Source organism: Shigella dysenteriae, from assembly GCF_022354085.1.
In the GTDB taxonomy this organism is placed as follows: Bacteria; Pseudomonadota; Gammaproteobacteria; order Enterobacterales; family Enterobacteriaceae; genus Escherichia; species Escherichia coli.
The window spans coordinates 3278240-3290119 of record NZ_CP055055.1; the positions used below are offsets into that span (position 1 = coordinate 3278240).

The following is an 11880-nucleotide window of genomic DNA, read 5'->3' on the forward strand; positions in this document are numbered from 1 at the left end:
ATTCAATACGTTGTCATTCATTTGTAGGCCTGATAAGACGCGTCAGCGTCGCATCAGGCATCAGCACACAACCGCCGGATGCGGCGTGCTAGAACATATTCAACACATACTGAAAGCGACACGTTGAATCAATAGGCTGCAATGCGCTGGTATCTACGCGCACCACAATATCATGCAGTTGCCTGTCAGTAATCGGATGCGGAACCGGCGTCACCGTCACTTTGGCATCATCGCAGCCTGATGCGGTAAAGGTGATCATCTGCGAAACAAAACGGCAATTAGCCCCGCGCTCGTCAAACAGGCTACCATCACACAACTTCTGACTTTCCATTAAATAGGTCGACAGGGTTGCCTCAATGATCCCCCCTGTGGATTGCAGATTTAATGTTTTTTTATGCTTCACCGTATTCTCATCCCAGGAAACATCATATGTCGTCAGCGGAATTGACGGACAGACGGAGTTATGGACTTTAGGGCCGACATAGGTAGCCCCTACATTCCCCTTGTCCGTGGTAGTAATCTGGCTTGACACTAACCACGGACACCCCTGCACATCCCCGGTTACAGTGACTTTTAAATCAGCAGAATAACAATCCCAGCCGTTGTCGGTCGCAGGTACACTGGAAAGGCCAGGACAACTAGACATAGGTAAGCCGTCCGAATGGTCCAAATATACGGTAGGTGCAGGTATTGAAGACGGACCGTTCCAACTTATTAAGTCTAAATTACCAACTTGAAGCATCATGGAATTATGCGACTGATAGGTGCCTGTATAAACGCCTGCAGGGGTAACAACCTCCAGACTAAACACTATTTTTGCCAGGAAGCTTGGAACCCCCATAGGCGTATACATCTGAAATGTCTGCGCCTGGGCCGTCAGGCTCAATACCATCAGCGTCAGCAAGCCCATAAAATTTCGTAGTAGTTTCATCTTAAATGTACTCAAAAGTGGCGGTCAGGCTGGCGCTGAACTCACCTGAAGTTACGTCACGACCGCTTTTCGCCTGTAACCACGCATTAAAATTGAGGCTATTCGCGCCGTCACTGAGATTGAAAGTCGCGCCAGTTGTGTCATTAAGCGGCACCAAGGTTCCATCGGACTTTTCCATACCAATCCCTACCCCCTGCGCACCCGAAGTCGGGTCAAGCGCCAGAAACCCTGGCTGTTCGCTGTCTTCCGTACCGGTCAGGGTGACTTTGACCTGGTAATCCGCCGGGCCTTTGCAATCTTTCAACTTAAAGACCACCGGCACCCTGGAAGACTGCCCCGCAACCATTAAATCCTGACTGCTAACGGTGGGGAAATGCACTTCCGCCAGCAGTTCGCCATCCACCACCAGGGTGCAGGATTTACTCAATAAATTGCCGTAAAAATGCAGATTGTCCGCCGCCAACGTGGTTCCGCTGGCGGCAAGCAACAGGCCTGTCAGGAGCATACATCCGGTCGTTGTTTTCATTGATAATCCACCCGTAATGTTGCGTACGCTGAAAACGCGCCGTCATTTAATGTGGCGCCGCTCGCTTTAACCGGTACAGCCTCCAGCTTCGGCTTTTGTGTCAAATCCGTGGCGTTAATGGTCAGCGGGGTATTAAGCTGAAAACGCTGCCCGTTCTGCAAAAGCTGAATACCGAATCCCGGAACATCGGTTTCGATGGCTGCGTCGTTGTAGCTGGTTTGCGTGCCCGTCCAGGTGAGCGTCATCTCCCAGGCCTCATTGCGAACGTCGGAGTCACATTTGATGGTGTACGGCACCTCCTGGCGGGCGTAGTTGCCATCAATACTGTCGATAAGCACATCGCGAAATTCCAGCTCAATGGTCCGGCCTTCGTTGATGGTGCAGGCAGGCGGCGACACCAGCGTGCCGTGAAAGGTGATATCCGGTGAGGCCTGAACGCCACCGCATACACCACAAATCAGCAAAAGTGCGAGTCGTTTCATTGGTAATCCACCACCATCGTCATACTGGCGTTAAATTCCGCTGGCGCGAGTTGCACGCCGCTTTGTTTTACCGGCACCGCCTTCAGCTGCGGCAGGCTGTTAAACGCAAAAGACGTCCAGTTATTTTCACCAATGGAAAACAGGGAGTTATCGGCGGCGTTTTCGATACGGATGCCAAACCCGGCAATGCCTGCATCCAGCACAGTTTCACCGTTCACCGTGGTGGTAGTGCCTTTCAGTTGCATCCGCAGGTCATCTTCCAGACGCCCCGAACAGTCGAGGGTGTAGCCCGCGTTCTGGCGGTAGTTGTTGCCATCAATGCTGGCGATCAGCACATCGCCAAACTCCACCGCACTACCGGTAACGGTACAGGGCGGCGGCGCATCCACCCTGACTTTAAGCTCCAGAGTGATGGGTCTGGTTTCCGCACTGGCAACATTCCACGCCACGTTACAGGCCAGCAGCGCAATGCCCGAGCCTGCCAGTAAAATTCTTCTCATCAGACTCTCCCGGCATCAGCCTTTGCGGCTCTGCTCTGCATCCACCTGGCAGGTATCGCCGCCACATTTAAAATACAGCGGCATCCGTGCGCCATAGTCGTTAACGTAGGTCAGCACCGGGACGCTATCCATTTTGACTTTTAACGGCACAGAGGTTTTTGGCGATATCACCATGGGGGAAAATCCCGCTGCCGGATTGCCATTTTTTTGTGCACTAGCGTTACTGATAACCACGAAGTACGGCGTCGGGTTATTGACAGTAAACTCCTGGCCGCTGCGGGTTAAGGTCACCTTATGCTGCCATGGATTTTTCATGCTGACGTTTTCCAGCGCCTTTGGTCGCCAGAACAGCTTGATGCGCGTTTGCAGCGCAATCTGTAACGTGTTGGGTTTGTTCGATTTCGGCGGGATCTCACGCACGTTGAAATAGAACACGCTCTCGCGGTCGGCAGGCAGCTTGTTGATATCCGGCATGCCCTGTACCTTCACCTGACCGTTCATCATGGAATCGATGCGCTGCACCGGCGGCAGTACCGTCAGTGGCGAGCTAATCTTGTTACCCTGTTCATCTTCCATCCAGCTTTGTGCCAGATACGGCATTTTCGGGTCGTTATTGCGCAGCGTGACGCTGATTGATTTATCACTTTCGTTAAAAATCAAACGGGTACGGTCTGGCGTGACCGATGCCTGGGCTTGCAAGCTGGTGGCAGTTATCAGAAACACCAGCGTGGTTGCGACCGTTTTGGCAGAAAATAGATTCGTCATGGATCATTCCTTAATCACGTTATTAATTGGCTGATACCGATACTGGCGGTTCCATTGGCGTGACCTGCTGAGTCTGCTCCTGGATCACCGGCTTAATTTCATTGGGCACCGAAGGAGATATCGCCCCTGTTTGCTGGCATGGCAATAACAGGCCATTGAATAGATCGGCTGGCAGCGGGTCTGGCAGATGAATGTCGCAGTGGGCCACACCGCCCCATGAAACGGTCATATGCTCGCCAGGTTTGACGCCCGCGAGGTAGACGTTGCCGTCATCGTCAACCAGACCAACGTTCTGCGCGTTGTCATTTTTCACTTCCGCGCCAAACGGCGGATGACTGCCATCTTGCAGGCGCAATACCGCCATCGCTTTTTGCCCGCTGATAACCGAAAACTTACGGTAGCCAATGGCTCCTTCGGTAAGCGTGGCCTGCACCACGGACTGGGTGGCTTCGGCGTTTTCCGGCAGGTTGTTAAGGTCGATATAGGCCTGATTGCGGTAGTAGTTGTTGACGTCTGCCACCACGGCCTTACCGAACATATTGGTGTAAACCGCTGCACCGTTTCCTTCCACCGGAACACCGGCCACACCGTCGGCATCAATCAGCAGACGCGTGCCGCCCATATTCTGGGTACGGTGGAGCGCGCCGCCCTGCGCGGTGAGCGTTGCCCCGCCCTGGAGTGAAATCCCTGCCGAGGTGTACTGCCCTTCATGGTAGTTGGCGCTGAGATCCACCTGCGCAAGCGATCCATCGTGGCTGTAATAGCCATCAACGCTGGAATGATTGTCACTGGTTCCCACGTTCAACTGGTAATGGGTTGCGTCATCGACACGGCTGAAATACCCTACCTGGCTGCTGTCCGAACCGCTGCCGTAGTTGCCGTTATAGCTGATGGTGCTGCTGTCACCCCACGGCATACTGAGCGATATGTACACACCTTTATCGGCCTGGTTGTCATACTCGTAGCGGTATCCGGTCATAGAAATGCTCATGTTGCGGATACTGCCCAAGTTGAAGTAGTGCGAGAGCATAACGTTGTAGTTGGTCTGCTCGTCGCGATCCCAGTAGGTATGGCGGGTGTAGTTGAGATAAACAGACACACCGGCATCCCTGAAGTTCTGGTTATAGGTGGCGGTGTACATCTCTTTGTCGTTGCCGGTGCGCACCATTTCGCTGTCGCTGGCATCGAGATACTCGCTCATGGTCATAAAGTTCTCTTCCGAGAAGCGGTATCCGGCAAAGGTGACGCGGCTGTTCAGTTCATCAAAGTCCTTGGAATAGCTCACGCGAAACGAGTTACCGTCCAGTGAACCTTTACCGTAGGCGGTCTCTTTATCCAGGCGGGTATGCGAGTGGGTGATATCAAAGGCGACTGCGCCAAAGACAGACAGGTCGCGACCGACGCCAAGCGCCGCCGACTGATAGTGTTCATCTGCCAGCGCCCCGCCGTACAGCGACCAGCCGTTGGCAATCCCCCATGAAGCTTCGCCGCCGGAGAAGAAACCACCTTCAACATGATGCCCCCACTCCTGCGGGCGGCCCATCATCAGCTTATAGCGCACCTGGCCGGGGCGGGTCAGGAACGGCATCGAGGCGGTGTTGATGTCATATTCCTGCACCTGACCGTTCTGCTCTTCAATGCGGATATGCAGCGTACCGGAGACGGAATCGCCAAGATCCTGGATACGGAACGGCCCCGCCGGGACCTGAGTTTCGTAAATCACGCGGCCCATCTGGCTGACGGTCACTTTCGCGGTGGTGTGCGCCACGCCGGAGATATCCGGCGCATAGCCGCGCAGATTCGGCGGCAACATTTGATCGTCGGTGCTGATACTGCCACCCACGTAGTTAAAGCCGTCGAAAATATCAGAATTAAGGTAGTCTTCGCCAAGGCCAAGTTTGGCTTTTAGCGACGGTAAAGCCCGCCAGGCGTAGTAGCGGCTCCACTCCCAGTTTTTTTGCGTGTCATCACCGTTGATAACATCTTCATCATTGCTTTTGCTGTGCTGGTAGTCGGTCTGCCAGTCAGCTCGCAGACGCCATGCGCCGAGGTTAACCCCAACCGTTCCGTTGCCGCTGATTTCATTGCTGTCATCCCCGCCATTTTCTTCATGTCGTGTCTGGGCGGTAATACTGTAGTCAGCAATTAAACCAGAAATACCGTCATCCCAGCGTGAAGGTGGGTCCCAGTCGGTGTCGGTATATTCAAGGTAAGCCTGGGGTAATGAAATGACTAACGCTGACTGACTCAGGTCAGCTTTAATATCAATGCCTTCCAGTTGACCGGGTTTCAGGCATTTGCCGTCGTGGATCCATTGCAGGTTTTTTGCCACATCCTCTTTTAAGCCAAACTGCGCGACCAGTTCAGGCGTCAGGCAGGCATAGGTTTTACTGGCATCGTTCTCAGAGGCGTACCAGTAAATATCGTATTCTTCCGCCAGCGGTTGTTTATTTAGCTGAACCTGTAAATTGTATTTTCCGGGTTCGACATATCCCTGGCTGGAAAATCGCTTCAGATCGATTTTCGTGTCGTCTTTTAATTCCAGAAAACGAGAGTCAAACTGAATTTCATCTTCAGCCCAGGCATTGACATAACTCCCGGACATTGCCAGCGCAATGCAGCAGGGAAGCACCCGTAATCGGAAAAGAGAATGGTCAGGCATACACGTATCCATCCGTAATTATTATAATTGGCGCAAATTCCATTTAAAAAACCCCATAGCCCGAAAGCTATGGGGGTATCACTTAGAGATAAGTAATCTGGAAAGTCGTGTTGGCTTCGAAGTTACCTAAATCTGGCGCATCAGCAGCGCCCACCAGCCAGGCTTTAAAGTCCAGCGTCTGCTTCGCTTTGCCTTTGTTGGTCGCCGTATCGTTTACGATTTTCTGTTCGATACCCGCGCCGCTTTTATAAGAGGTTCCCTGAGCGTCACCAATGGCCAGGCTGACATTGTTAAATGCCGCACCAGTATCGGTATTGTAAATGGTGTAGTAATTGCCGCTGTTGGTAGAAGACGCGTTACCGGTGAAGGTAGTGGTCATCGTTGTCTGGGTGTCAAACACACAGTCTTGCAGATGGATCTGGAAAGCTTTCGGTGTAGAAGTCCCGTTGTTTTTCAGGATCCCTGAACCAATGTCACCCATATCAACTTCCAGTTTGTGATCATCAGGAACGATGGAGCACGGGGAATCTTCAATGGTGCCGTAGAAACGTGCTGTACCATTGTTGCCAGCGGCGATTGTTGAAGTAGAAGCGAACGCACCCATTACCATTGTTGCAGCAATAGCTGTTTTTACAAACTTACTCATTATTTGTCCTTAAACCATAAATAATTAAAAATATAAACATTGCAATACATTGATTCAGTCAATAGCAATTATTTATACCCAGCCATTGAATAAGCTATCCGATCTAACTAACAAGAAAATAGGTCGCATAAGAAGATATTCTTTGGTGTGGGCGGATGGTGATATTTTGTCTTTATTGTTTCAAATTATATTTACTTAACAGTGAATTAAGGAGCACTTAACATATAATCAAAAAGGTGAAATTTTGAGAGTTTACTTATAAAAAACAAATAAAATGCTTAGAAAACATCTTTTACATAATTAAAATTTATGGGAAATGTATACAAAAAAGACGATCTTAGATTAATTTTGAAATTGTATTTTTTGAAGATATAATATTAAAGCATCACAAACAATATTAAATCAAGACACAAAAATATCATTTCTTTTTTACTGTTAATTGTTCCATTAGCTTTATAATTTGTAAGAATATATTACAACTTAGTCTCATTTCATCAGAAATTAATAGGGAAGCAGAGGAAAGAGTGCGATGAAATCATCATCGCAGCATACCAACTCCGTGAAGGGTTTTTAGTGAATTTATACTATTGCAAAAAGACAAATGCCCGATGTACAGCTTACATCGGGCATTTTTTCAAACGAATCAGATAGCTTTCGCCATCTTCAAATTACACGGGCTCATCTGCCAGTTGAACTCGCCTTTTCCGCTTTCATCAAGCGTTACGCTGGCAATGGCCGAGGTGGTAAACATAGGCGGCGTTTCGCCCGGACATAACTCGGCGACCAGATACCCAACTAACGGTAAGTGGGAGATAACCAACACCGAAGCAACACCTTCATTGGTCAACGCCTGCAAATAGGCACTGACCAGACCAACATCGCCGCAGGGCGTTAACTCCGGCAGAACTTCTGCACTGGAAGGCAGGTTCAGACAATCCCCTACTTCCTCCAGTGTTTGCTCGGCTCGCAGGAACGGGCTCACCAGAACGCGTTCGATTTCCACTTTTTGACCTTTCAGCCAGTTCGCCATCAGGCGAGATTCGTCACAACCATTAGTAGTCAGAGGACGAACCGAATCACTGGCGGCATCGAGGGCTGCGTCGCCGTGACGCATGATAAAAACTTGCATATTGCACCGCTTTTGTTAACCAGATTCGCCCGTTTTCTTTCATCTGAAACCAGAGAAAGAAAACGGTGGCCGGCATTGTGCCTTATCCATTCACCGAATGAAACGCTGTTTTTTACCTCAATGGCGTAAGTATAGTCAATATGCGTTTACATTTTGACCAACAATCCGCCATTCAGCGCGGATTCATATAGCTTTGACCTTCTTATTGCAGGTCAGTTGCAGTTGTTTTCCAAAAACTTTCCCCACGCGCACCCATCTCGACTAAACGCTCGCAAGGGGTAAAACGTGAACCATACTGCGTGGCCAGTCGTTGCATTATTGCAACCACTTCGCCCGCGCCGAGAGAATCGATATAGCGGAACGGTCCACCGAGAAATGGCGGAAAACCAATGCCAAATACCGCGCCAATATCCCCGTCACGCACGCTACGGATAACCTGCTCATCAACACAACGTACTGCTTCATTCAGCATCAACATCACACACCGTTCAGCAACCTGCGGTGCGGAGAGCCGCCCCTGCCCTTGTGCGCCAATGAGCGGGTAAATGGCAGGATCGACCTGTTTTTTGCTTTTACGCCCTTTCTGACCATAAAGATAGAAACCCCGACCATTTTTTCTGCCTTTGCGATCGTCGTTCAAAATTGAAGAAACAACATTTGCAGGCGCGCTAAAACGTTCTCCATAAGCGGCTTCCAGTACAGGAATAATTTTAGTCCCGGTGTCGATTCCTACCTCATCCAAAAGTTGGATTGGACCTACCGGAAAACCAAATTTCACTAGCGCGGCATCAATGTGCTCTACCCGTTCACCTTCGGTCAGCATGCGGATAGCTTCATTAATGTAAGGCGCTAAGATGCGATTGACGTAAAACCCGGCTTTGTCACGCACGACAATGGGCGTTTTGCCCTGTTTTTTCGCCAGTTTTACCGTAGTGGCGATGGTTTGCGCTGATGTACCCGCATGAGGAATAATCTCCACCAGCGGCATTTTTTCCACCGGACTGAAGAAATGCAGGCCGATAACTTGCTCAGGTCGCGTGGCGTGAGCGGCGATATCACCAATCGGTAAAGATGACGTATTCGAAGCAAAGATGGTATGAGCGGCGCAATTTTGCTCAACTTCCGCCACCATCTGTTGTTTCAATTCGAGATTTTCAAACACCGCTTCAATAATCAGATCGCGATGGGCAAAGCCGCGATAGTCCGTCGTTCCGGAGATTAATGCCAGCTGTTTGTCACGTTCGCTGGCTTTGAGATGGCGACGGCGCACTTTGCCATCAAGCTGATCCCAACTGTACTTCAGTGCATGATTTATGCCCTGCGGGTTGATATCTTTAATTCTGACCGGAAGCCCCGCTTTACAAGCAGTGACATAAGCAATACCGCCGCCCATCAAGCCACCACCTAAAATTCCCACGCTGTTTAATGGCGCAGGCGGCGCATCACTACCGGGATCTTTCTTCACTTCCGTACTGGCAAAAAAGATACTACGCAAAGCTTGCGATTGTGGCGTCATCGCCAGTTCGCCAAACGCCCGTGCTTCAGCGTCATAGCCACTGCTGGTGCCCTGCGCTAATCCCGTTTCAACAACCTCCAGGATGCGTTCTGTCGCCGGATAATTGCCTTGAGTTTTGTGTTCTGTTTTCTTGCCGACCATTTTGAACAGCAGCGCACGACCTAACGGCCCCGCCAGAATACGCTCGCGTACAGGTAGAGGGCGGGAAGATGGGCGATCCTTCTTTGCCAGCTCAACAGCGGCTTCCAGCAGAATGGAGTGCGGAACAACGTCATCCACCAGCCCCAGCTTTAATGCCTGTTTCGCCCGAAGTTGTTTTCCGGTGAGGATCATCTCTAATGCTGTGCTGACGCCTATCAGACGCGGTAAACGCTGGGTGCCGCCTGAACCGGGTAACAATCCAAGTTGTACTTCAGGCAAACCGAGCACCGTTTTAGGATCGTCAGTACAAACGCGACCGTGGCACGCCAGCGCCAACTCCAGCCCACCACCCAGGCAAGCGCCATGAATAGCCGCGATAACCGGAATGGGCAAAGCATGAATCTCCGCCATCAACTGTTGGCCCTGCCGCGCCAGAGCTTCCGCTTCTTGCGCCGTTTTGCAGTTGCCGATCATGTTGATGTCTGCGCCAGCAATGAAGTTGTCCGGTTTAGCGGAGACAAACACCACGCCTCGCAACTCTTTGTTTTCACGGAGTTGCTTAATAATGGCGCGCACCTGCGAGGCAAACTCCGCCTTCAGGGTATTCATTTTCTCACCCGGTACGTCGATGGTGATGATAGCAATGTTGTCCAGACGAACATTAAGAGTAAACGCTGATGCCATTTCCATTATTCCGCCTCCAGAACCATTGCCGCGCCAAGCCCACCGGCAGCACAGGCGGTAACTAAACCAAATCCACCGCCGCGACGGCGAAGTTCATGCAATGTCTGGGTAATCATCCGCGCGCCGGTCGCCGCGAAGGGATGCCCGTATGCAATCGAGCCACCAAGCACGTTAAATTTGCTATCGTCCACTTCACCGGTGGCATGCGCACGCCCCAGTACGTCGCGAGCAAAACGTTCGCTCCCCAGTAGCTGAATATTGGCCAACGTCTGGGCGGCAAAGGCTTCGTGCATATCAATCAATGTCAGATCGCTCATCGTCAAACCGGCACGCTCCAGCGCCAGCGGTGTTGACCAGGCTGGACCGAGCAACATGTCCTGCCAGACATCGATAGCGGTAAATGCGTAGCTGCGCAGATATCCCAGCGGTACCAGCCCTAATTCTTTCGCCCGGGATTCAGTCATCAGGATCACCGCCGCTGCGCCATCGGTCAGCGGCGTACTGTTCGCCGCCGTTACCGTTCCGTGTTTACGATCAAACGCCGGACGCAGCTTTGCGTAATCAGCAAGCGAGGAATTACCGCGAATATTGTTGTCTTCCGCGAGCAGTTGTTTATAAGGAGGGATAAAGGCAGTCATCACCTCTTCTTTGAGTTTTCCGTCTGACCATGCCTGAGCGGCACGCTGATGCGAACGGTGCGCTAATGCATCTTGCTGTTCTCGGGTGATGCCGTAGGTTTTCGCCATTTGCTCTGCAGTGTCGCCCATCCGCAAGCCGGTAGAATATTCTGCTACCGCAGGTGGTACGGGCATTAAGTCGCGCAAACGTAGGCGAGAGAAGAGTTTCAGACGCTGGCTCATTGTGCGGGCTTTGTTGACATCAACCAGCACGCGCGCCAGTTTTTTACTGACGCCAATTGGCAATACCGAAGAGGAATCTGCCCCACCGGCAATCCCCGCTCGGATAGTCCCCGCCATCAGGCTTTCTGCGACGTTTGAAACCGCCTGGAAACTGGTAGCGCAAGCGCGGCTGACGCTGTAAGCATCGGTATGCACATTCATTCCAGTACCGAGAACAATTTCACGCGCAATGTTGGGAGCTTCAGGCATTTGTACGACCTGACCAAAGACCAGTTGTTCAATCACTTCGGCGGGGATCTCGCTGCGTGCCAGCAGTTCGCCTACCACCATCTTCCCTAAATCAACCGCGGGAATGCCATGAAAAGCCGTCGCCTGGCGGGCAAAAGGCGTACGTAAACCGCTAACAATGGCGATACGATCGCCCTGGCGGGTAACCAGCGGTAAAACCTGACCCATAACACTCCCCTGTAAAAAAATAAATAAAGTGGTCTGACCTGATCATAGTCTTAACCATTTTTTTACATTTAGCCAAGCGGAGAAAAGGGAAAGTGGGAGCTATGACACAGAGAGAAAAGAAGAAGAGAAAAGAAAACGCCCTGCCAGCAATTGACAGGGGCGTACGTACCCGAGAGGAATTAACGCAGACCCAGCTGGAAGATCAGCATTTCAGCTTCGCAGGCAAAAGTGAAATCGATATCCAGGCGCACACCATCAGACTCTTCAGTGAAAGTCGGGGAGATTTTGCACGGTTCGGATTCCACGCTACGGGCTTTCTCAGTCAGCGCCGCCAGCGTTTGTTCTGCTTCTGCGCGGTTTGCAAACACGCGGCTGTAAGACGCGGTGCAGTCGGAGTTGTCCATAATGGTGCCAACATCCATACAGCAGCAAACCGGGGTTTCATCAGCACTACATTTACTCATCGTTGATTTCCTCTGTATGTGCACCCAAGGTGCCAGATAAACGTTGTGGATATTTTACGCTTCCGGAAAGTGCTGCTCCAGTTGTTAATTCTGCAAAATCGGATAAGTGACCGAAATC

Annotated in this window: 11 protein-coding genes; all 11 read right to left on the bottom strand. The window is 51.2% G+C overall.

Annotated features, from left to right (window positions below; all coding sequences use genetic code 11):
- Positions 1–88: 88 nt before the first annotated feature.
- Positions 89–931, bottom strand: a complete 843-nt coding sequence (locus tag HUZ68_RS15700) for a StfH/YfcO family fimbrial adhesin (protein ID WP_001362315.1) — start codon at positions 929–931, stop codon at positions 89–91.
- Position 932: 1 nt separating this feature from the next.
- A complete protein-coding gene (locus tag HUZ68_RS15705; RefSeq protein WP_033815393.1) occupies positions 933–1457 on the bottom strand; it encodes a fimbrial protein in 525 nt (174 codons plus the stop codon).
- Positions 1454–1939 carry a fimbrial protein gene (locus tag HUZ68_RS15710; RefSeq protein ID WP_033815392.1) on the bottom strand — a complete coding sequence of 162 codons (486 nt, stop codon included), beginning with the start codon at positions 1937–1939 and terminating at the stop codon, positions 1454–1456. The genes HUZ68_RS15705 and HUZ68_RS15710 overlap by 4 nt, the downstream gene beginning before the upstream one ends.
- Positions 1936–2439, bottom strand: a complete 504-nt coding sequence (locus HUZ68_RS15715) for a fimbrial protein (RefSeq protein ID WP_033815391.1) — start codon at positions 2437–2439, stop codon at positions 1936–1938. Before HUZ68_RS15715 ends, HUZ68_RS15710 begins: the two co-directional genes overlap by 4 nt.
- 15 nt (positions 2440–2454) lie before the next feature.
- Positions 2455–3204 carry a fimbria/pilus periplasmic chaperone gene (locus HUZ68_RS15720; protein ID WP_033815390.1) on the bottom strand — a complete coding sequence of 250 codons (750 nt, stop codon included), beginning with the start codon at positions 3202–3204 and terminating at the stop codon, positions 2455–2457.
- A gap of 22 nt (positions 3205–3226) precedes the next feature.
- On the bottom strand, positions 3227–5866 hold the full coding sequence (locus HUZ68_RS15725; protein WP_033815389.1) for a fimbrial biogenesis outer membrane usher protein: 2640 nt from the start codon (positions 5864–5866) through the stop codon (positions 3227–3229).
- An 82-nt stretch (positions 5867–5948) separates the two neighbouring features.
- The gene (locus HUZ68_RS15730) at positions 5949–6512 is read right to left on the bottom strand and encodes a fimbrial protein (RefSeq protein WP_000033336.1); all 564 of its coding nucleotides are present in this window, start codon (positions 6510–6512) and stop codon (positions 5949–5951) included.
- Between the two features lie 643 nt (positions 6513–7155).
- Positions 7156–7641, bottom strand: coding sequence for a phosphohistidine phosphatase SixA (gene sixA / locus HUZ68_RS15735; protein WP_001195817.1), 486 nt, complete (start codon positions 7639–7641; stop codon positions 7156–7158).
- A gap of 202 nt (positions 7642–7843) precedes the next feature.
- Positions 7844–9988 (bottom strand): fatty acid oxidation complex subunit alpha FadJ, encoded by a 2145-nt coding sequence (gene fadJ / locus HUZ68_RS15740; RefSeq protein ID WP_000425013.1) that lies wholly within the window; start codon positions 9986–9988, stop codon positions 7844–7846.
- On the bottom strand, positions 9988–11298 hold the full coding sequence (gene fadI / locus HUZ68_RS15745) for an acetyl-CoA C-acyltransferase FadI (protein ID WP_239593922.1): 1311 nt from the start codon (positions 11296–11298) through the stop codon (positions 9988–9990). Before fadI ends, fadJ begins: the two co-directional genes overlap by 1 nt.
- A 179-nt stretch (positions 11299–11477) precedes the next feature.
- Positions 11478–11762: a YfcZ/YiiS family protein gene (locus HUZ68_RS15750; RefSeq protein WP_000030901.1), complete on the bottom strand. Its 285-nt coding sequence runs from the start codon at positions 11760–11762 to the stop codon at positions 11478–11480.
- Between the last annotated feature and the right edge of the window lie 118 nt (positions 11763–11880).

Bases quoted from the DNA above. Each gene is read 5' to 3' on its own strand.
- HUZ68_RS15715 (WP_033815391.1), bottom strand. From the start codon at position 2,439: ATGAGAAGAATTTTACTGGCAGGCTCGGGCATTGCGCTGCTGGCCTGT.
- HUZ68_RS15730 (WP_000033336.1), bottom strand. From the start codon at position 6,512: ATGAGTAAGTTTGTAAAAACAGCTATTGCTGCAACAATGGTAATGGGT.
- HUZ68_RS15720 (WP_033815390.1), bottom strand. From the start codon at position 3,204: ATGACGAATCTATTTTCTGCCAAAACGGTCGCAACCACGCTGGTGTTT.
- HUZ68_RS15710 (WP_033815392.1), bottom strand. From the start codon at position 1,939: ATGAAACGACTCGCACTTTTGCTGATTTGTGGTGTATGCGGTGGCGTT.
- HUZ68_RS15705 (WP_033815393.1), bottom strand. From the start codon at position 1,457: ATGAAAACAACGACCGGATGTATGCTCCTGACAGGCCTGTTGCTTGCC.
- fadI (WP_239593922.1), bottom strand. From the start codon at position 11,298: ATGGGTCAGGTTTTACCGCTGGTTACCCGCCAGGGCGATCGTATCGCC.
- HUZ68_RS15700 (WP_001362315.1), bottom strand. From the start codon at position 931: ATGAAACTACTACGAAATTTTATGGGCTTGCTGACGCTGATGGTATTG.
- HUZ68_RS15750 (WP_000030901.1), bottom strand. From the start codon at position 11,762: ATGAGTAAATGTAGTGCTGATGAAACCCCGGTTTGCTGCTGTATGGAT.
- sixA (WP_001195817.1), bottom strand. From the start codon at position 7,641: ATGCAAGTTTTTATCATGCGTCACGGCGACGCAGCCCTCGATGCCGCC.
- HUZ68_RS15725 (WP_033815389.1), bottom strand. From the start codon at position 5,866: ATGCCTGACCATTCTCTTTTCCGATTACGGGTGCTTCCCTGCTGCATT.
- fadJ (WP_000425013.1), bottom strand. From the start codon at position 9,988: ATGGAAATGGCATCAGCGTTTACTCTTAATGTTCGTCTGGACAACATT.